This is a genomic window from Mucilaginibacter sp. NFX135 (assembly GCF_048565145.1).
Classification (GTDB): domain Bacteria; phylum Bacteroidota; class Bacteroidia; order Sphingobacteriales; family Sphingobacteriaceae; genus Mucilaginibacter.
This window is the reverse complement of the sequence record NZ_CP183412.1, coordinates 4,838,624-4,861,447: the sequence shown is the minus strand read 5'-3', so window position 1 is coordinate 4,861,447 and position 22,824 is coordinate 4,838,624. Positions and strand designations below refer to the sequence as shown.

Sequence of the window (22,824 nt, the reverse complement as noted above, 5' to 3'; positions counted from 1 at the left end):
GTTATGTAAGTTTTGAGTGTTGAATTAATATTTCCCCATCCACCATGGATTTTGGCTGATTAACCGGTTGGCATTTAAAATACTGTTGTGAATTGGCCACAGGTATCCTTTTTGTTTAAAGCGATCAACAGACATTGCCCAGGGTGTTAGCTGAGTAAAATAATTTGGCCCGCCTTTATCGATCTGAGAACTATTCCTGACGATGTCAAAATAATTATGACCTTCGCCAATTAATTCTCGCTGTCTTTCTTGCAGGATATTCTTTTTAAGTATCAACCCTGAACTTGCTAATGGCGCTGCACCTGCTCTGGCCCTTATCGTATTTACGGCTACAAGTGCCTCCCCGTCTCGGGCCAGGGCATTTAGAGCTTCGGCTTTTAGCAAGATCATATCTGCCAGCCTGAATACAATTAAATTGCTTTCAGAGCGCGGATCAGACTTGGTTGAAGGATTTTGATAAGCTATATCAGCATACTTAATTAATGAAGGCTTATTTACATCGCCAAACGGACTTGCTTTAAAAAATTCATCTTTCCGGGTATCGGTATTATCGGTTCCATACAATTCATTTATTTTTGATTGTGGAGGATAGTATTGTGGTACATTCATAGGCATATTGGCGATGTAACCATTACTTACCGTGATAAAGGCAATGGTTGCTGAAAATGAAAAATCTGTCCACTCACTTGCTTCGTTTTCCGAGTTTTTAGAGGAGATAACAAAAATGTTTTCCGGCTCGGTGGTGTTTTTAAATACCTGGCGTATAGAACCCATTGGTTGTAAGTGAAAAAGGTCGGCCCTGTTGATCAATGAATCTGTATAGAGCACCGTATTGGCATAATCATTTTGCCAGGCGGTAGCATGTGCCAGTAAGGCTAATGCTGCACCTTTACTCGCTCTTCTCCGTTCATAAGTATTCAGGCTTTCCCAGCTAAGCAGAGAGGATGCTTTTTGTGCATCAGCAATAATTTGTTTTAATATAATAGCAGCGTCTGTTCTTCCGATGTATTTTGCCTGGCCGGCTGTTGTGGTAGCGGTAAGCTGTAAGGGCAAATCGCCCCATACCCTTGTCATATAGAAATAGGATAAGGCACGCAGGAAATAAGCTTCACCTAAAAAAGTATTTTTTTGATCGTTTGTAAATTTATCATCGGGCATTTTAGTTAGGTGTTCAATAACCAGGTTACTCAAATCAACAACCCTGTACCAATTAGTCCAGTTATGAGCACCCTCTTCCCTGTATGGTACCCCGAAAAAACCTTCCAGATATACTCTGTTTAAATTAGTACCTTCATCCGAATTGAATAAGCCAACGGGTGCATCGCCCCATATAAAGAAGCAACTGTTTTGATTCATGCTTTTTCTGAACAGGCCATAAGCGCCTAATAGCGCTCCGTTTACATCGCCTGCAGATTTCCAGTAGGTATCTGCATAGGTGTCATTGGTAAGTTTGTTCTCCAGCGCTTTCTTGCAGGAAAAAGTAAAACCCATTAAAATAGCCAGCAATAATGCAAAAGCAAAGGTTTTATAATGTTTGTTATGATGTTTCATGATTGGTATTCAATAAGTTAAAATTCAATCTGTAAGCCAAAAGTATACTTGGTTGGTAGTGGGTAACCATCGCCATAATCATAGCCTTGTCCGTCAACACGTTCCGCATCAATGCCAGAGAATTTTTGAAACATGTGCACATTGTCAATAGTACTGTATAATCTTAAGCTGGTGATCTTGGCACGCTGCATCCATTTGTTGTTTTGAGCATTAAACCGGTAGCCCAGGTTAATATTCTTGATACGGACATACCATCCTGGTTCCTTGAATATGGATTGTCCTGATCGCCAGGCGTATAAACCCATAAATGGATTTAATGCTGGGAGGGTTGCATTATCACCCGGTTGTCGCCAGTAATTGTATTGACTGATATCTGTTATTGATGCTTTGGCAAAATCTTTAGGATTTCCGTAAAACAGGCCATTTGACAAGCGTTGAGCAAGTGTGTTATTGATAATGTCGCGCCCGAAGGTGAATGTGGTCAGAATTTGTACTGAAAAACCTTTGTAGCTGAAATAGTTTGTAAATCCACCGGTTACGAAGGGATTCGGATCTCCAAAAAAGGTAATGTCATTTTGACCTATGTTATCGGATATGTAATAGTCGCCATTAACATCCCGCCATTTAGGATAACCCAGTTTTAAGTTACCCCACTTAGTTGCACCTACAGCACCCGTATATGGATTAACAATTAAGTCGCTTGGCGAGTTAATTACGCCATCAACAATATAACCGTAAAACATATTCAAGGGTTTGCCAACAATATATACCGCGTTACCATAGTATAAATCGCGGTTGCCATTTGGCAATGCGGTTACCATGTTTCTGTTAAAGGAGATATTTATGGACGGATTCCATTGAAAAGCACTTTTTTCAGACAATATTTTACCATTGAAGGTGAACTCCAGTCCCGAATTACGCACTCCGGCGGCATTTGTAAAAGTGCTGGTATAACCCGTATATTCAGGAATTGTAATTCGCAGCATTTGCCCCGTGGTGTTCCTTGTATAGGCATCTATCGAAAAGTTGAGCCGGCCGTTAAACAAAGCGGCGTCAATCCCTGCATTCCATTCTTCTGATCGTTCCCAGGTTATGTTGTCGTTGGTTATGCCATTATAATTCGGGATTATAGCTGTACCACCTCCATAAGTTGTTGCACTTGACCCAGAATAATTTGCATTTCCTGCTATGTATGCATTGTAACGATCCCTGTCCCCAATGCTGCTTTCATCACCTGTTCTGCCCCAGCTGCCTCTTATTTTCAATTCATTTATCCAGCTAAACTTTTTTATAAATTCCTCCTCAGAGGCCAGCCATCCTATGGACATTGATGGGAAATAGCCCCATTTATTGTTTTTTCCAAATCTTGACGAAGCATCGGCCCTCCAAACAGCATCAAATAAATACTTGCTGTCATAATCATAATGAACTGCTCCCAGAAAGGATAACTTAGCATAGGTAGATAGATCTGAAGATCCCTTTAAATTTGTGTTGCTTACCCCTTTCACCACCTGGATGTTATCATTAGGTATTCCAACACCCGACAAATAGATGGCTTCATTTCTTCTGCTTTCAAACTCCTGAACCGCGGTAATATTTACATTATGTTTTTTCGCAATGGTCTTTATCCAAAGTAAGTTATTGGTTAATACGTATTTGGTATATTGACTATAGTTTGATTTTGCATAAGCCAGCCCGTCGGCATTTAAAGTAGAAGGTGAGGCATAATCATTTTTTTGTGTCGAATAATTTATCGCTCCGCGGGTGCTGAACCTGAAATCATTTAAAAAACTATACCGCAGTTCTCCATTGGCGCTGATATCCGTATTGATATTATCATTGCGTTGAAAGGAATATGGATCAATCACACTTCTCAGGTCTTGTTCGTTCATTTGTAATAAGGAGGATGGCATGCTGATCGGATTGATCGCAAAAACATCCCGGTAACTGCCACCCTTACCGGCTAATCTTTTACCTGTCGAAGCTCTGATACTGGTAATTAGTTCCAGTGATTTGGAAAAATTGATGCCAACATTACTGTTTAAAGAATATCTTCTGTATCCAGTGTTAATAACCACACCTTTTTCATCATACATTCCTGCTCCAATACGATAATTAACAGCTTCAGAACCTCCTGAAGCAGAGATATCATAATTATGGATAGAGCCGGTTTGATAGAAAAGTCGCTGATAATCAGTATTGTTGTTAAAAGCTGGATTTAAGCTATCGGTAAGCATTTGAGGGATGCTGTTTTGCAGCTGTGTGGCATTGGCATAATTGTATATCAGATCTAATTTTTGCCGGCGTTCTGCTGCTCCAATTAAAGTTGATACTTTGCTGGGTGTTGGTGTAATACCATGATATGTATTAAAACTAAAACGAGGTGCACCAATTTTTCCCCTTTTGGTTTTGATTAGTACAACTCCATTTGCCGCTCTTGAGCCATATAGGGCTGCCGCTGATGCATCTTTTAATATATCTACCGATTCTACATCATTGGGGTTCAAACTGGCCAGGAAATTTGTCCCTGTCTGGTCATAAGCTCTAACTTCATCGTCAGCAATAGGTACGCCATCAATTACGTATAACGGATTACTATATAGGTTATCGCTGTCAAAACCATCGGATGAAGCTGAAATTTTGGTATTACCCCGCACAACAAGAGAGGTCTTTACTCCCGGTTGCCCGCTAAAATTCTGAACATTTACTCCAGAGAGTTTGCCTTGTAATAAAACATCCAGGCTTGCTGCCGGTAAGTTTTCAATATCCTTACTGGTTATGCTTGATATGGCTGATGTATTTTTCCGGCGGTCAATATTTTTATACCCGGTAACAATAACCTCATTAAGACCGCTTTCTGATCCAACCAGCTTTACATTTAGCTGATTTTTTCCATTTAAGGGAAGTTCTTTCATCTGATAACCGACCATTCTGAAAACCAGGATGTCGTTATCTGATGCGGTTAAACGATACTCACCATCCACATTTGTAATTGTTCCGGTGCCAGGCTTGTTTTTTATTTGTACCGTGACACCTGGTAATGGGCCATTTTGATCGGTTACCCTTCCTGTTACCTTAACCTGCGCTACGGCAGTTGTAAATGATAGCAGGAGAGCCATCAAAAATGTCCACTTTACCCCATTGGGTTTTTTGTAGAGTTTTACATTCATAATTGATTAGTTGAGTAGTGATTTGGTTAATTGAAGTTTGATTAAATATTTTCATAAGATTTTAGTAATGAATCATAAAGCGACACTGTGCATCTATTAAGATGTTCTTAATCTATTCATGAACTTTTTAAGTTGACTTGTGATCGCGTTTAACTATAGCTTTACTCTTTGGTTAAGCTTGGGTTAATTCGAATGTATGTGGAGTTAACTTCAATCAGGTGAAATATCTAAACGCAAACGATTGCGGGCTATACACTTATATTATTTTTGTTGCCTGCCTTTTTAATACAATAAAACATCAATTTAACCGTTGATAACTCGCTTTATGCTAACTGATATTTAAAATTTTGTGAAGAATTAACTAAGTTTGACACAAACGTTTGCAACAAAGAAATTTAAGCGATTAAGCTATGGCAAACACACAATTGGACATGAATTAATGGAAGAAAAACGGTAGAATATACTCGTTCGTTACTGTAGTTGGAGATTTCCGGAATTCAAGACAGCTGCATTCTAAAAATCGGGTTAAATTATTCTGTTAAAGATAGATCACCTTGAGTAGCTGTTTATTAGTTTGCAGGATCTGTCCACTCGGAATCTCTATTACTTGTTCTTTAGTCCATATAAAATTTGTCAAATTTCTTAACTTGAAAAAATCGAACCAATAAGATTGAACTGCAGAGTTTGATTAATATGATTTTATTGGCATAAAAAAAGGAAACAACGACCATGTGTTGTTTCCTTAAGTACTCCCAACTTTAAACTATCCAATCATCTTTTAGAGGATACCGAGCACTTAGTACGCGTTTGCCATACTATTCCGCGACAAGCGCTCTTTTAATCGTTTATCCTTCAAACGGCATTTAAAACTTAGTAGTAGGCTTTGACAAAGTGTTGCAAAATGTTTTAACCGGGCTTTTGGAATAAAGTGGTCAGTGCTTCGTATTAGCTATTTTTTTTTAAAGATATTTTCGATAAATTATTTCCAAAACTCGTCCTCAACAGGCTGGTCTTCAGAAAATAGCCAAACTTGAACAATTTTTCCATCCGTAACTTCATACAAATCACTCCCATTCATATCAACTGCTTTAGCTGGATATTCCGGAAGGTGTGACCAGGCGATTCCGTGCTATTTGGAGCACCGAATTGTGTTATCACTTTAAAAAATGGCAATTATTAATCAATGAATTGATATGTTCAAAGTGTTGCAGAACTAACGGCTCGCTATTCCGGAACGTTGTGATCAATGGCTTCGGAATGTCCACAAGACATCGGAATGATTTATACTTTATTTTTATTCCAGACCTTCCGGTCATCAAATTAAGCATTTAAACGCAGGTTTGTCAGTCGTGAAGTATTCGTTTAACTAAAAAACCAATTATTTAACATGAAGAAATTATTACTATTTGCGGTGATCCTGCTTTTAAAAATCTCATTATTTGCCCAAACGACAACGTGGAAAAATGATAAAATGCATTCCAAACTTAAATTTACCGTTACCCATCATTTGCTTTCGGATGTAGATGGTTTGTTCAAAAAATTTGATGTGACCATAACTTCATCCAACCCTGATTTCAGTGATGCCGTTTTTGAACTTTCAGCAGATGTGTCTTCAATCAACACAGAAGTTGAAATGCGCGATAATGATTTAAGAAGCCCTAACTTTTTTGATGCTGCGAAATACCCGGCTATCACTTTCAAAAGTTCATCAATAAAGGCAGATGGAACTTACAAATATAAACTTACCGGCAACCTGACCATGCATGGTGTTACAAAACCTGTAACGATGGATCTCTGGTACCGCGGAACAAAAGAAAACCCAAATAGCAAGAAAAACGATGCCGGTTTTAAATTACGTGGTACATTAAAGCGTTCAGACTTTAATATTGGTCCAGGCACTCCTAATGTACTTGTAAGCGATGAGGTTGAAATTGCAGCTGACGGCGAGTTTGCAAAAGCCAATTGATAATTCCGATCAGGCAATTTACTTTCCTGCATCAGCAAAATGCACACAAATCAACCGATCAAAGCCGTAATCTGATAAAAAATGATGTGCTTTTGGTTGCCATCAGCAAAATTTAGGTCTCTATGAAATCAATAGCGATCCATACTTTTGGTATTTATAAGCAACCTCCATTACTATAAAGTTTTTGTTGGAACAAACATTCGATAGTGTCGTTAAATGATACCTACTGTTAGACTGAAAAGTTTGAAGTAAATTGGGAATGATCGTACGAATAATAAAAGTAGTTTAAAATATAAAAGAATCAAGTAGAATACATGGTATTCTACTTGGGTTAAGTACCAATTGCAAATTTCATAAAAAGAAAAACCCTCTTTACGTAATTGTAAAGAGGGTTTTAAATAATTACAGTAAAGTTGGGTACTACCTAACTTTTTAAGTACTCAGAGCGGGAATTGAATCTGGCATTACGATGTGGTATTTAGGCTATTCCGTAAATCGTTCAATAAATACATATATAGTGTTGCTTGAGATTTTATGTGCTTTGTGATATTTAAATGTACTTAGTGTAATCATTAAAAATCATTGAAAGGTAATAAATAGTTCAGTAGTACCGAAGATTACTGTAAAAGCCTCCCTCGAAAATTGAGGGCACTGAAAAAGTCCTTTAAAATTAAAAAGGCACTTTTGCAGATAAAATGGAGGCGCTGAGAATCGTCTGTACGAAATCACTCTCCACCACCTATCCGAATACGTCAACGAAAAAGAGGTTGTTTTCAATTTTGAAAACAACCTCTTTTGATAAATAGCCACTTTTTCAGTGCCCTCCGAAAATTTAGGAGGCTTTTACATTTACTTCATCCACCTTAAAATGAATTAGCTAAGCTTACTCTCATCACTTTCTATATATGGCGGGATCAGTTTATACATAACCGGCGTCACGATCCTCGAAAGGATAGTAGAACTGATCAGTCCGCCGATCAATACAATGGCTAAAGGAGCGATAAGCGGGTTGGGGTTAAGCGCAATAGGAAGCAAACCGCAGATGGCTGTTATGGATGTAAGCACTACCGGCAGAAAGCGGGTTTCGCCTGCCATGTTGATGGCCTCATCGATACTATGGCCTTCGAGTCGTAACTGGTTAGTAAAATCTACCAGCAACAGCGAATTCTTAACCTGTATACCTGATAACCCGATGAATCCGATAATAGAGACAAGTGACATCGGGTTGCCTGTCATCAGTAGTAATACCACCCCGCCAAGGATGCCTAAAGGAATGATCGACAATACAATAATGATCCCTTTAAAGGTCTTAAACTGCAGCAGCAGGACCCCTATAAAAAGAAAAGTGCTCAATATAATTACGGAAAGGAAGTTGCCACCCAGTGTATCACCTTCTGACTCGGCCTCGCCGGAAAGCTTGTAATAATAACCCTGCGGCATCCTTAATTTATTCAACTGCGGAACAACGTCTTTAAGAATGTCATTGGCCAGTACATGCTCTTTAGTAAGGGAAGTAACCTTGGCAAAACGTGATTTATTAAAGTGGTTGATCGCGGTGGGGGAAGTTTCAAAGGTGATCGTAGCGATCTGGTCTACCTGTACCGGGGTACCCTGTACATTATTAACATACAGCTTTTTGAGTGCCTCCAGATTGGAAAACTTGTCTCTGGGCATGGTGATCACTACGTTGCGTGAATCGCCACGGTCATCGATATAATCCCCCACGGTTAGTCCTGCAATAGCCATACGGATCACTTTGTCTACATCACCGGTTAGGACACCCAAAGTGCGGGCCTTCTCCTTATCGATCTTTATTTTAACATCGGATTTGTAGATGTTGAGTTCGTTGTTGACGAAAAAAGTGCCCGGATGTTTCTTCAAGATCTCTTCTACTTTGAAGGAAAGTGCCCGTATCGTGTCCTGGTTCTCTCCAAATATCCTGACTACGATATTCGCTTCGATAGGTGTTCCTTGTTCAAAATCTTTTATTTCGATCCTGGCGAAGGGGAAGTCTTTAAACTTCGTTCTCAATCGTTTGATCAGCTCTGTTTTTTCACCGGGACTTGCCTCCTCATCCAGTTGAACAAATACCTGGGCAAAATCGGGCTTTACATCCTGCTGATGCACATTGTAATAGATTTGTGGGTTTCCTTTACCTACATTAGAGGTATAAAAAACGATCTCTTTGTGTTTCTTCAATTCACCTTCTACCAGTTTAGTTACCCGGTCGCTTTCCGGAATATCTGCTTGAAGCGGTAATTTAATATTGATCAGGAACATCGGTTTTTCAGACGTTGGAAAAAGCTTAAAACCCGTTAAAGTGAAAAGAAAAAATGCCAGTCCGCTCAGGGCTAATGATATGCCGATGGTGGCTTTAGGCCATTTTAAAGCAACCGGCATAATACGGATGTAAGATCTGGTCAGAAAGTTTTGAAGGTGTTTTAAAAAGAAGTTACCTTCACTATGCGTATGAGTCTTTAACATCCGGCTGCCCAGGAAAGGGACAAGCGTCAACGCTACAATCATGGATGCCAGAACACTGGTCATGACAGCCATAGGAAGGCTGCGTATAAATTCGCCGGCCACATCTGGTAAAAAGGCCAGTGGCAGAAATGCGATAACCAGCGTAGCGGTGCAGCCAATAACTGCGATACCAATCTGTTGCGTCCCTTTGAATATGGCATCCATTCGTGAGTGACCTTCCCTTAGCCAGCGCTCAATATTTTCTACTACCACAATACTGTCATCCACCAATAATCCCAAAGCCACAACAAGACCGACGATACTCAGCTGGTTTAACGAATAGCCCAACAGGTTCATGGCAATAAGCCCAAGTGCCAGAGAGAGCGGGATAGAGATCATTACGATCAGGGATGCCCTGAAACCTAATGGCAGTAAAGTGATTACGACCAGCACAATGGCCAAACCAAAATCAAAACCCAAATGGCCCAAACGCTCGGATACCATATTAGCTTGGTCGAAGTTTTTGACCATGTGGATATTCTCCGGCAAGGTTTTGACAAACGCCTCCAGTACCGGTAAATATTCTTTCTGAACGCTGGCTATATTTACATTGTCTTTCATGGCCGCAGTAACCAGCACACAACGGTGCCCGTTTATCCGTGTGATGTGGTTTACTGTACCATTCTTATAACTTACTGTGGCCACATCTTTCAAATAGATGATCTTGCCATTGGCATTATAAATAACCGTATTGGCTACATCCTCGGTGTTTTTGAATTTGCCGCTGGTTTTGACGTTAAATACTTTGCTGTCAAGGTTAATGCTGCCTCCGGGAATATCTGCAGCCTCGCTTTGCAAACTACCCATGACCACGTTAAGCGGTATCTTGAGTTGCGCGAGTTTATCCAGCTGCATATCGATCCGGATCTCCTGCTCAGGCATACCAAAGTATTTCACTTCTTTAAGGTTAGTAATTTTCTCTAACTGTGTTTTTAAGATGTCTGCTTCGTCCCGCAGTAGTTTACCGGAAGCATTGTCTGACACCAGGGCCACCTGTATTACCTTTACATCTGCCGACGAAACCTTTTCTGTTTTAATCAGGTAGATATCCTTGGGAAGCTCGCTGTTTTTCAAAGCATTGATTTCGGTGGATATTTCCTGATATTTATTGTCTACATCCACACCGTATTTGAATTTCGGCTGGATAACCGCTACGCCGTCTTCTACGGTAGTCAGGATCTTTTCAATATTTTCCAATCCATATATTTTGTTTTCGATTGGTTTTACTACCTGCTCTTCCATATCCTTGGGACTGGTACCCGGATAGATGACCGTAATGATATACTGCGGAGGATGTGTGGTCGGATCTTCCGAACGGGGCATGGTAAACAGTGTCAGCAGGCCAACAACTGCCACCAAAAGAAAGATGATCAGCGTGAACTGATAATTCTTAACGGCAAAATTCGTGATTTTCATGGCCTTACTTAATAATTTTAATAAAAGACTGTTCGTTGAGGTAGGCGCTGTTGGAAACTACGATCTGATCTATACCTTTCAGTTTATCTTTGAGGTACACATTTTCATTATCGAACTTCAAAATGCTGACAGGCACCCGTTTCACCCGGTTTAATCCTACGGTCGTAAATACATATCCTTTATTACCATCGGCCTCTACCAGCGATGCATAAGGAATGACCATTACGCTTTCATCCTGGTGCGTAGCGATTTCGGCCTTGCCAAACATGCCCACAGCAGGTTTTACGCCGTTTAATTGTAGCTTGAGTTCGATCTGAAACGAGCCCTGTTCCCGGTCTGCCGCCTGCGACTTACGGAATACAGTGGCATCAAAGGTTTGACCGGCATAGCCGTCGAGTGTCACTTTAGCGGCTTGTCCCAGTTTGATGATGGCCCATTCCCGGTCAGTAACACCCACTTTAAGAGAATAACTGTTATGTTGTTCGGTTGAATTAATGAGGAGTACCGGCATTCCTTCGGCAATTACTTCTCCTTCGTTCGCTGTTTTCCTACTTACAAAACCGTCTGAAGCGGCATATATTTTAGAATAGCGCTCGTTAAAAGCGATTGCTTCTCTTGCTTTTTTAGCTACATCCAAACCTGTTTTGGTATTCTGTAATTGTTCCAACGTGTAAACACTGTCCTTGTAAAGATTTAGCGCCCGTTTATAGTCACGCTGCGCTTTTTCAACACTCAAGCTGGACTGTGCTAAACCTGCCGAAATTTCGGTGGAATTGAGCGTTGCCAGCAATTGCCCCTGTTTAAAGAACTGGCCTTCTTGTATCATGATGCGGTTGATCACGCCGCCTATCTTAAAGGCATATTTGGCTTCATCCTCAGTACTGACCAGGCCTGTGGCGGTGATCTGATCGGGTACGCCCAACGAAGACACCGGGGCGATTTTAACCGGTATGATATCCGGTTCTCCTATTGGATTTCCTTCCTTGTGTTTTTCTTTGCAGGAAGCCATTATGGTTAACGCTGCTATGATAATGCTGAATAGTTGTAAGTTTTTCATGATTATTTGTTTTTTTAAGGTATTCAAGATCCCTTCGGGGTTTTTCATGATCTTATTTTTATTGAATGGTGAAACTGGCATTGGCACGTTCGATCGCGGCGTCTGCGATCCAGGTGTCGTAAAGGGCAATATTGGCGTGAAGCTGGGCATCGATCCATTGGTTCTGGGCATCCAATAGTTCAATGTAAATGGCCGTTCCCTGTTTGTATAACTTCAGCATATCCCCATAATAGGTCTGACTGGTTTTTAATTGGGACTGTGCTGCCTCGTATTGCGCGATAGCGCTTTGCATACCGGCCTGGCGTACTTTGAGTTCCGTGAGTAGTTGCTGTTGTACATAATCGGTTTGTGAGGCCAGTGCATCACGGTCGGCAAGGGCCTGCTTTATCCGGTAATTGTTTTTGCCGGAGGAGAACAGGTTCCATTCCAGGGAAACCCCGAACAGATAGTAACGGCTGTTACTGTTAAACTTCCAGTCAAAAGCCTGCGAACCCAAGTCAATAAAAGTTCCTAATTTGGGGATGATATAAGATCTGGCCAGCCCTGTCAGGTTGGTGTTGATATCCTTAGCTATCTTTAGCTTGGTCAATTCTTCCCTTCCGCTAATACTGTTTCCTAAGCTTTGTTCCCTGACAGGCAGCGTTTTAATATCGTCTGAAAGGACGCTGTCTGTAAGCGGGCGGTTACGCAGGAAGTTAAAATAGTAACGGGCTGATTCTGCTGTTTTCTGTGCATCAATAAGCAAAGCATTGATCCGGCTTACTTCATTCTGGCTCCTGAGCACAACTGTCCGGTTTACTTTGCTGTTGTCGTACAGTTTCGTATTGATTCTTTGACCTTCTTTAACCAGCCGGAGTGAAGATTCATAGATGCCGGTAGCATAAACGGCTTTCTGATAATTGTAATAGGCCGTTTTGATGTCTTTGACCAGTTCGCGTTTGTATAACAGCACTTCTGCTTTTTGCAGGTCTACCTGTTGCGTCCTGATTCGCTTATTATAGATCAGTTCAGCATTCAGTATCGGAAGCGTCGTCCGGAATTTGGCATCATAAAAATTATCTGGGTTGAGCAGGATGCGCTGGTTTTGCAGCTGCGGAAAAGCGTTGCTGCCCGTCAGCCGGTTCAATGTGGCATAAGCGCCGTTGAGCAGGTCGCCGGTGGGAAAATCTATTGTACGCCCGCCATCGGCCTTGGTATAAGTGGTTGAAAAGATGACATCGGGTAGAAACATGCTTTTCGCTTCCTTCAGCGCGTAAATATTTTTTACAAGTACAAAGTTTTGTTGCTTGATACTCTCATTAGAGGCAAGGCCTTGCCGGATATACTCATCCAGCCTGCCCTGGGCTTTTGCAATGGGTGCAGCCAGTAAGGCTGACGATAAAAGCAAAAGTTGATAGAATGTTTGATTTTTAAATTTCATTTTTAATCATTGTTTTAATTTTAAACAGTGTTCAATATTATTAGAAAAAAAAGCTAACTTTTTTCTAACAGCGCCACAAAAGACTCATATCCGTTTTGCATCAGCTCTTCATTCGTTTTGCCGACAAAGCTTGAATTGCGGTGTTTGCAAAAAAGCGCACAGATGCCATGAACCACCGAAATGATCAGGAAAGTAAAGTATTCCGTGTCCATATCCTTGAACTTCCCTTTTTGCTGACATTCCTTTACCATTTCCTGCATATAACTGATCGCTTCTTCTGCGATTTGAAATCCCTCGGACAACGAATCTTTAACCGGTTCGTCAACAATAAACATTAGGTTATAATAGTCTTTATTTTCCTGGGCAAATTGAATAAAAACACGCCCGGAAGCCTTTAACCGCTCGAAGGGGTCCCCAACCTTGTCCAGTACTTTTAACTGGTTTAGCAGCAGACGGAAACCTTCTTTATGCAATTCGTGGAAAATTTCGCCTTTATCCTTAAAATAGAAATATAGCGAGCCCGGACTATAACGGATCTCCTGAGCAATACTGCGCATGCTGGCCTGCTCATAACCCTTTTCTAAAAATATCTTACGTGCACCGTTAAGGATGCGTTTGTGCATTTCCTGCTTCTCTTCCAGTTTTCGTTCTGTTATGCCCATTTTTAGATGATGATAAGATACAAATATAAGATCGCTGTTCGGGTGGCCAAATTTAGCACGGGTATTTCTAACTAATTAGCTATTCCCGGACTGATCCGGCCCATAATGCTCACCGCTGCTTTTCTGCTCAATAACTTGAAACCGAACAGCATAAAACGGTTTTTCCAGCCTTGTACTACCCTTGGCTTCTGCCGCTTTTGCAGCGCTTTCACGAGTTGCTGTGCAACATCTTCAACTGAGGAAACTACGAAATCAGGGAAATCACTTGTCTCCCGGCCCGCATGAGCATGAAAATCTGAATTTGCCGCGCCTGGATTAAAGCCCATCACGTAAACCCCTTTGGGCTTGAACTCATACCATAACGATTCTGAGAAATTGGCGACAAAACTCTTGGTGGCTGCGTAAACTGCACCTCCCGGAAGAGAAGAGTGGGCCAGCAGCGAGCCGATATTGACCAGCGCATCCCCCTTGGTAGATTGCTGTAAAAAGCTATAAGACAGGGTTACCAGAGCCTGCATATTGAGCTGCATGGTAGCTAATTGGTCTTCCAGCGGGATATCTGTAAATTTGCCGTAAGTACCGTTACCCGCGTTGTTGATGAGAACGTCGTACTTTTCAGTTCGGAGATGCGCTGTCAGCTTTTGCAGGTCTTCCGCGTTGTTCAGATCAGCAACCAGGAGGGTATGGCCGCTGCCGCTTAAACTGCTTAACGCCTGTTCGAGGCGGTCCTTGTTACGGGCTACCAATGTTATCTGGTAATTCTGTTGAGCCAGCTGCCGGGCTGTTTCGAGGCCGATGCCTCCGCTGGCGCCAGTGATCAGTGCTTTTTTCATGATGACCTGGATTAATTTTAAACCGGGACAAATTTATTGAACAGTGTTTAATAAAGCAAAGCGACAGATATCATTTTTTAAAAACTGACATTAAAAACAGAAATAGGGTAGGTAATGAAGCCCTCCTATTGCGGTGAGCTAAATCGTCCATTACATTTTTGTAAATATTTACTTCAAAAAGCAATAGATTACCAAAATTTCCAATTCTTCGCAGTTACTCTATGAATTGGTTCGAAAAAACACCACTGTCGGGAGCAGAGAATCTTGGGGTACTACCGAAGATTTACCACAAAGTTTAAAGAAGCCGCTTCATAAGTAATTATGAGACGGCCTCTTTTTTCGCATTGAGGGTGCGCCGGGGGCCCAAAAACATATCCGGTGCTTCATCCGCTTTTTGGCGGGATAAGTTTCATTGGTACTTTATGGTTGTCATCTTTTACCTATGGCGCAAAACTTAGGTTTTAATGTGTTTATCACCCAATTCCATAATATAAAACGGGCAGAATTCGGCTATTATATGATAATATACTGTTATTTATTATACGCCTTTTACTTTATTTTTAGCAAAAACAGAACCTCTGCAAATCCTATTGATGCTCTTTTTGCTAAAGGCCATATATAATCTTAGTTTGTTATTTTCTGTCGATAATCATGAGTTTGTGTATAAATAATTGCCTAAACATTTTACTGTTGAATAAGTTAAGCCGTTTTTCTTCGTGATGAGAACAATACACCTCAATGATAATGACTTGGTTGTTGCATTGCGAAATGATGACGTAAAAGCTTTTGAACAATTGTATTTAAAATACCGGTCGGCCATTTATAAAAATATTTTAAAACTTTTAAAGGACTCTGACGAATCGAGAAATGTGATGCAGGATGTCTTTGTGTCTTTATGGGAAAAACGGATGACACTCGATCCCTCAAAACAGGTATCCGGCTGGCTGTTTGGCGTGAGCTATAACAAGTCAATTACCCGTATAAAGAAAATGCTGAAAGAATCGTCAGTGTTTAAGCATATAGAAAATGACTTGCTTTACGGCGACGAACAATATGCTTATTTAAAAGAGGCAAAATTAAAACTACTTGATGAAGCCTTTTTAAACCTGTCACCCCAGAAACAACGCGTTTTTGAATTATGTAAATTGCAAGGTAAAACATGCGAGGAAACTGCAATTGAACTTAAAATTTCAAAATACACGGTAAAAGAATATTTAGCCGCTGCTGTTAAAAACATTAAGGAATACATTGAAAGGCACCCCATTGATCATTTATTGTATATTTTTTTGACTTTGGTTCTGCTCGGTTGAGCGTTCACCTCCCGCACTTTGTCGCCCGCTTGCAAATCTCCCGTAAACAATGGTACTAAAATTTTAAAGAAAATATTTAAAAATACTTTCATTTAGTACCCCCTCCTTTTACTGGTTTTGAGTATTTAGTGTATAAACCGTGTCTTACCATTTAAATAATGCTGCAACGTATTTTGGGTATACAATATCGGACAACTTCTAATCTTTATTGACCATTATTAATGAAGGACACAGACAAAAAACTTTTACAGTTGCTTCATAAGCATAAGTTATCACTTGATGATAAGCAATGGTTATTGGATTACATTGAAAATACTGATCAAAAAGAGCTGTTTCAGTTATTGGAATTAGAGTTTAATAGGTCTATTAATGACCATAGCCACGCGAATGTAGAGTTTTCAGCCGAAATATTGACCGCTATTTATACAAGGGCAGGCATCCAGGCACCTGATAAGCCTAAATTTAAACACTTATGGCCCAGGCGACTTGCTATTGCGGGTACCTGCGCATGCTTATTTGGGGCTTTCTTTTTTTGGCGGCTCACCAGCAACAAGCATCCCGGCGCTCAGCAAAAGGCATGGGCAGCACATGTTTTTAAAAATGATGTTGGGCCGGGAAGCAATAAGGCGGTTCTCACCCTCTCGAACGGGAAAAAGGTAATACTGGATTCCGCCAGGAACGGGTTGATTGCCAACCAGGGCAGTAGCCTGGTTATGAAAGCCAAAAATGGTGAAGTGGTTTATAATCCCGCCGCCCAAAACCAGGCCCAACTGGTCTTTAATACCATTGCCACACCTCGCGGCGGCCATTACCTGGTTGTACTGCCCGATGGTAGCCGGGTTTGGTTAAACGCCGCATCAAGCATCCGCTTTCCCACCTGCTTCAGCGGCAATGAAAGGAGCGTTGAAGTTATAGGCGAAGCTTATTTTGAAGTGATCAGAAATAAAGAAAAACCATTTATAGTAAAACTTAACAACTCTGCGATCAGGGTTTTAGGGACTCACTTTAATGTTAATGCCTATGCCGACGAAGCAAGTATCAAAACAACGCTGCTTGAAGGGGCCATACAGTTTACTGCCGGAAAGTCACAATACCTGCTTAAACCAGGCCAGCAAGCAGAGTTGAATAAGGCCGGGGTAATAAAAGTTATACCTGATGCTGATGTTGAAAGTGCTGTGGCATGGAAAAACGGGATACTTCATTTTGAAGATGTGGATATTCACTTTGTGATGAGGCAATTATCAAGATGGTATGATATTGATCTGGTTTATCATACAAAAACCAGCGATCACTTTTTTGTGGAACTCCCCGCCGGATCAAAACTATCGGACGTATTGAAAATGATTGAATTAACCGGGCGCGTCAGGTTTGATATTGAAGGAAAAATAGTAACTGTAAACTGATGATGAACCCTACTTAACAAAAATAACTAACCCCAATATAAACCCAAATCTGAAGATATGAAGAGAAATTTATAAACCCTGTACGGCTGATTACCTTTTCAGCGAATTAATTTGATGCCAAAAAAACCGAAAGCGTTGCAAGCACTTCCGGTTAAGTCCGGGCTATTCAAATATCGAATTGACATATACCATATTACAAACGCCCAAACTATTCAAAATTATGGAAATTATTCCTAAATGCGCCCGCATGCTTTCGCGGCATGGCCATATTCTGAAAAAAATAATCATCATGAAGCTCACCGTTATATTCTTTATAGCCCTTTGTCTCAATGCTTCTGCAAAAATTTATGCGCAAAATGTCAATTTAAGCGAAAACAATATGTCTTTGCAATCAATTTTTAAGAAGATCACCAAGCAAACCGAATATAGGTTTTTATATACCCGTGAACTTTTAAAAGGGACAAACAGCGTAAATATCAACGTTACCAATAAACCTTTGAAAGATGTACTAAAGCAAATATTTGCTGATCAGCCAATTACCTATGTAGTATACGATAAGGTAGTGGTCATAAAGGATAAGGGTACGGAAAGCCCCGCAACCGGCCGAATTGAAAGAGTGATCACGGGGCAAGTTGTCGACGAGCGGGGGGGACCATTGCCTGGCGTCACTGTAAATGAAAAAAACACCCACAACACAACCGTAACCGATAAGGAAGGAAATTACAAACTTACCGTCAACGAGCAGGCCATACTTGTTTTTTCCTACGTAGGTTTCAAACCGCAGGAAATTCAAGTTGGTGTAAGCGGGTCACTTAATGTGCAGCTTCAGCCAAGCATGGGCGCTTTAAATGAAGTTGTTGTGGTAGGCTATGGTAAACAAAAACAAACCACCATTACGGGCGCTGTTAGCGTAGTATCTGGTAAGGACCTAACACAGACCCCCCTCTCCAACGTAACCAATATGCTGGTTGGGCGTACCTCGGGTATTAGTGCGGTGCAATCCAGCGGCGAACCTGGCATGAACGCGGCAAGCATACGGATACGTGGCATTGCTACCTTAAACGGTTCAGATCCTCTTATCGTAATAGATGGTATCCAGCAACCGGCCGAGCAACCTTATACCGTACTTAATGCCATGGATGCTTACGAGATAGAGACTATCAGCATACTTAAAGACGCCTCCGCAACGGCCGTTTATGGCATAAGAGGTGCAAATGGTGTTATCATCATTACGACTAAACGAGGAAAAATAAACGGTTTACAATTAAGCTTCACAGCAAACCAAGGCTTTACAAAAGCCGCGTCACTTTTTCAAACGGTAAACTCCGCTCAATTTGCCCAACTACGCAACGAAGCTGTCGGAAACGCTCAGGCATTCGGCGACCATACTTATGATCAACTGCTTTTCACCAATGATGAAATATGGAAGTTCCAGAATAACCGGGACTATACTCCAGCGGAGGTCAACGCCATGGGAGCCCTATCAGCGGCACAGAAAACAGCACTTTTAAACAGCCCTGCCTTGTATTACACCAGTCATAACTATTATCATGACCAGTTTGACGGGCTTGGCCGCCAGCAGCAATATAATTTGAATGTTTCCGGCGGTACCGATAAAGTAAAATACTTCAATTCGCTGGGCTATTTTCAGCAAAATGGCATTCTGTCCAATTCATCTTTCGGCGGTGCTAATGTAAACCCGAAGTATACCCGTTTTAATTTCCGCTCAAATTTTGACATAAACGTCGCTAAGAATTTCCAGTTGATTTTCAATATTGCAGCGCAATCATCCATCAATCAGGTTCCGGGAGCCAATAACAGTGCAAGTGATTTCGGTAACCGGTATCAGAATATCATTCAAAACATTCTCGAAAACAGCCCTTTCAGCGGCCCGGGCATCGTTAACGGGCATCTGGTAACCAGTTTTGTCGGCCTGCCTGGTGATGCGACCAACCCGCTGGGGGCAAAAGGAGGCAGCGGTTACACCCCGCTTACGCAACTGCTTACCGCTGGCACTATAACCATGTATGGTACAAATCTGACAAGCAACCTAACGCTAAAACATACCATGAATTACCTTGCTGAAGGTCTGGAAGCGCATGCAACTATTTCTTATGATGATAGTTACAACAAGGGGTTTGCCCGAATAAACAGCATACCGCAATACAGCGCCATGCGTGATCCATCTGATCCAAGCAATATTGTGTTTATGGGTGGGCAGGTAAACACTGCTTATACAGCAGATAATATAGGCAATAGCTCTTGGCGCAAGGTTTACGCGGAGGCGGGCATCAATTATAACCACAACTTCAGTGGCCATAGTGTCAGCGCCCTGTTGTTAGGTAATGCACAGCGTTATACGTCTAATAGTATGTCTTACAATGCGCCGTCCGGTCTGATGGGCGTAGTAGGCCGTGTTACTTATAATTATAACGAGCGCTACCTTTTGGAGAGTAACCTCGCCTATAACGGCACAGAACAATTTGCGCCTGGCCATCGGTTTGGCTTTTTTCCGGCCGTATCGGCTGGCTGGATCGTATCGAACGAGCCCTACTTCCCGAAAAACAACTGGCTCACCCTGGTTAAGTTCCGGGGCTCGTACGGCGAGGTGGGAAACGATCAGTTGAACAACCGCCGTTACCTGTATCTCCCTAATACATGGGGATACACAGGTTACGGTTACTATTTCGGCAACGCCGACGGCTCAAGCGCAAACCCGTATTATTCTCCTGCCAAAGAGACGGCGCTGGGTAACCCTATGGTAACATGGGAACGCGCTAAAAAAACCAACCTTTCTGCAGATTTTCAATTTTTTAAAAGCCGACTGTCTGTAACATCGTCATTGTTTTGGGAAACCCGGAATAATATTTTAGTAACCCTGGGTATTATTCCGGGCACTTACGGTGTTGCGTCTTCCAATGTACCGCCTGCCAATGTTGGCCGGGTAAGTAACCACGGTTTCGAACTTGAGGCCGGCTGGGCCGATAAAATAGGCAAGTTTAACTACTTTGTGAAAGGTAATTTTTCGTACGCGGTTAATAAGGTCGAGTATAAAGCTGAAGCTAATTACCCGTACCCCTGGATGAACGACACAGGCTATCCTATTGGGCAATATAAGGGCTTACTTACCAATGGTTTTTACAATACGCAGCAAGAGCTCAATAACCGGCCCTATAATACCTATGGTAACAACGCAAGGCTTGGCGATTTGAAGTTTGTTGACGTAAACGGTGATGGAACTATCGACCAGAAAGATGTGGTACCTATCGGCTACCCTAATTTACCCGAAGTAGCCTATAACTGGACAGTAGGCTTTTCCTACAAAGGATTTGATCTGTCGGCATTATTTATAGGTACTGCCAAAGGTTCATTTCCGCAATTTGGTTATATCCTGAGTAGCCCTTTTGCAAAAAATGTTGGTGAAGTATTACAAACAACTTATGATGGGCATTGGACAGCTGCAAAGTATGCGGCCGGCGAAAAAATCACTTATCCGGAGATTTCTTTTAGCGGAGGCGGACCGAATAACGCGGTACTTAGTGACTTCTGGCTAAAATCAAATGACTTCACCCGATTAAAAAACCTGGAGGTGGGTTATACTTTTCCAAGCACCATGGGTTTTCTCAAAAAAGCGAAAATTAAAGGTATGCGCTTGTACCTGAATGGTAATAACCTCGTTACCTGGGGTTCTGCTCTTTTAAAAGGAATTGATCCGGAGCAAGCCGATGCAGGAAAAAACAGCATGGGTTATCTCTATCCGCTGACCAGGGTTTATAACATTGGGGCCAGCATTCAACTTTAACCGTAAACTTTTTATGAATATGAAAAATACGACATTATTAGCTGCTATTGCAGTCATAATTAGCTTAGCGTCCTGCCAAAAGGAATTTTTACAGATGCCCATCTCTAATTCCACTACCGTCGATACCGTTTTCTCGACTTCGATAAATGCCCAGGCTGCTATTGCCTCGGCTTACCAGCAAAGTCTTTCACAGGGGCTGCCTTATCAGGGTTATTGGAACTCGATGCTTCAAGACAATCTTTCCGGCGCTATGAATTATGGTTTTGCATGGACCATAGCTAATCCAATGGTGTTAAACGGCATGAGTTCGAACGGTGGCAACGAAGACATGGACGGTTTTAATTATAACTATACCGCCATCCGGCAAGATTACCTGGTCAAGGAAAATATCGGTAAGGTGAAAGACATGTCTGACGCTGATAAGGCCGTTGTCAGGGCCGAGATGCAGGCTTTAATAGCATACCGGTATGAACAAATGATGATAATGTATGGTGGCGTACCCATTGTCAGCAGAAGTTTCGCCGCTACCGATAACCTGGCCGTACCTCGGCACCCCTTGAAACAGGTCCTGGATTCTATTGTTACCTGGTGCGATTACGCGTCTGCCATCGTGCCGTCACAATGGCCGTCCACATGGCGGGGACGTATGACTAAAAGTGCAGTTATGGCAATAAAAGCTAAGGCACTATTATATGCCGCAAGACCTTTATTTAACACAGCTACGCCTTATCTCAATTTTGGTGGCAACAATAATCTGGTTTGCTTAGGCGGTAATGAGCCTTCGAGATGGGATGCAGCCGCTAAAGCTTCTGAAGCCGAGATCGCTGAAGCAGAGGGCCAGGGTGGATTAGCCATTATCAATACCGGCAACCCGCTTGATGACTATGGCAAAGCCACCTCTCTTCCCGGAAATACGGAAGTGGTACTGGCTTATAAATCGGACAACTCGTCGTCAATGTACACTTTTTATAATGCGCATACATGGCAGGCGTATGGCAACCTGTTGAATACAAATCAATTGAAATTTTATTATAAAAGCGACGGGACAGATGAGGTTTGGCCTAATACCACAACCGTAAAGCCGTTCTCAGAATATCTGGCCAATATGAACGCAATCGAGGCCCGTTTTAAAGCTTGTTTTCAGCCCTGGCAGATGGATGCCTGGAACAATCCCGGCGACAACAACTGGAGCAACCAGAGTATGTTCCAGTGGCAAAATCCAGGATGCGCCCGCATTACCAAATTTTATTATAAAGCAGGCACACGCTCATGGTTTGAGTTTCCTGTTTTCAGGCTGGCTTCTGCATACTTGAGTTCTGCTGAAGCCTACAACGAACTCGGGCAAACCCAGCTTTCACTGGACAGGCTCAATAAAATACATCTTCGTGCGGGCTTACCTGCAATTACCGAAAAGGATAAAAGTCTTTTGAGAGCAATCATTCAGCGCGAGTGGATGATTGAATTTTTTGATGAGAACTATCGCCTCCATGACATCAAACACTGGAAGCTGGCCGGTATTAATAATGGGCTGATTGGTGGAAGCATTACCGCCTTTACCTACAATGGCAACACCGGAGCCAAACTTAATGGCAACACCGATTATCAGGACAAATTACTTTATCAGGCGTTTTGGGCAGATCGTGAATACCTCAACCCATTCCCCCAAACGGAAGTCAACAAAAGCATTATCGTTCAAAACCCAGGCTATTAG

Annotated in this window: 12 protein-coding genes; 5 read left to right on the top strand and 7 right to left on the bottom strand. The window is 41.8% G+C overall.

What is annotated here, in order from left to right:
• Positions 1-24: 24 nt before the first annotated feature.
• Together ACNURT_RS20315 and ACNURT_RS20310 are read right to left on the bottom strand one after the other, a co-directional pair.
• Entirely contained in the window at positions 25-1,551 is a 1,527-nt protein-coding gene (locus ACNURT_RS20315) for a RagB/SusD family nutrient uptake outer membrane protein (RefSeq protein ID WP_419699281.1), read from the bottom strand.
• A 17-nt stretch (positions 1,552-1,568) separates the two neighbouring features.
• Entirely contained in the window at positions 1,569-4,721 is a 3,153-nt protein-coding gene (locus tag ACNURT_RS20310; RefSeq protein ID WP_419699280.1) for a SusC/RagA family TonB-linked outer membrane protein, read from the bottom strand.
• Between the two features lie 1,387 nt (positions 4,722-6,108).
• On the opposite strand from ACNURT_RS20310, the gene ACNURT_RS20305 reads away from it, so the two are divergent.
• Positions 6,109-6,687: a YceI family protein gene (locus tag ACNURT_RS20305; protein ID WP_419699279.1), complete on the top strand. Its 579-nt coding sequence runs from the start codon at positions 6,109-6,111 to the stop codon at positions 6,685-6,687.
• Between the two features lie 873 nt (positions 6,688-7,560).
• Here the strand turns inward: ACNURT_RS20305 and ACNURT_RS20300 are convergent.
• The 5 genes from ACNURT_RS20300 to ACNURT_RS20280 all read right to left on the bottom strand — a co-directional run bounded on the left by ACNURT_RS20300 (position 7,561) and on the right by ACNURT_RS20280 (position 14,598).
• Positions 7,561-10,626: an efflux RND transporter permease subunit gene (locus ACNURT_RS20300; protein WP_419699278.1), complete on the bottom strand. Its 3,066-nt coding sequence runs from the start codon at positions 10,624-10,626 to the stop codon at positions 7,561-7,563.
• Positions 10,627-10,630: 4 nt separating this feature from the next.
• Positions 10,631-11,731, bottom strand: coding sequence for an efflux RND transporter periplasmic adaptor subunit (locus tag ACNURT_RS20295; protein ID WP_419699277.1), 1,101 nt, complete (start codon positions 11,729-11,731; stop codon positions 10,631-10,633).
• A 10-nt stretch (positions 11,732-11,741) separates the two neighbouring features.
• Positions 11,742-13,103, bottom strand: a complete 1,362-nt coding sequence (locus ACNURT_RS20290; protein ID WP_419699276.1) for a TolC family protein — start codon at positions 13,101-13,103, stop codon at positions 11,742-11,744.
• Between the two features lie 53 nt (positions 13,104-13,156).
• Positions 13,157-13,765 (bottom strand): TetR/AcrR family transcriptional regulator, encoded by a 609-nt coding sequence (locus tag ACNURT_RS20285; protein ID WP_419699275.1) that lies wholly within the window; start codon positions 13,763-13,765, stop codon positions 13,157-13,159.
• 71 nt (positions 13,766-13,836) lie between these two features.
• Positions 13,837-14,598 carry an SDR family NAD(P)-dependent oxidoreductase gene (locus tag ACNURT_RS20280; protein ID WP_419699274.1) on the bottom strand — a complete coding sequence of 254 codons (762 nt, stop codon included), beginning with the start codon at positions 14,596-14,598 and terminating at the stop codon, positions 13,837-13,839.
• A 719-nt stretch (positions 14,599-15,317) separates the two neighbouring features.
• Between ACNURT_RS20280 and ACNURT_RS20275 the strand changes: the two genes are divergently transcribed.
• The 4 genes from ACNURT_RS20275 (at position 15,318) to ACNURT_RS20260 (ending at position 22,824) form a co-directional block, all read left to right on the top strand.
• The gene (locus tag ACNURT_RS20275; protein WP_419699273.1) at positions 15,318-15,908 is read left to right on the top strand and encodes an RNA polymerase sigma factor; all 591 of its coding nucleotides are present in this window, start codon (positions 15,318-15,320) and stop codon (positions 15,906-15,908) included.
• A gap of 221 nt (positions 15,909-16,129) precedes the next feature.
• Positions 16,130-17,311 (top strand): FecR family protein, encoded by a 1,182-nt coding sequence (locus ACNURT_RS20270; RefSeq protein WP_419699272.1) that lies wholly within the window; start codon positions 16,130-16,132, stop codon positions 17,309-17,311.
• Between the two features lie 220 nt (positions 17,312-17,531).
• Positions 17,532-21,113: a TonB-dependent receptor gene (locus ACNURT_RS20265; RefSeq protein WP_419699271.1), complete on the top strand. Its 3,582-nt coding sequence runs from the start codon at positions 17,532-17,534 to the stop codon at positions 21,111-21,113.
• Positions 21,114-21,207: 94 nt separating this feature from the next.
• Positions 21,208-22,824 (top strand): RagB/SusD family nutrient uptake outer membrane protein, encoded by a 1,617-nt coding sequence (locus ACNURT_RS20260; protein WP_419699270.1) that lies wholly within the window; start codon positions 21,208-21,210, stop codon positions 22,822-22,824.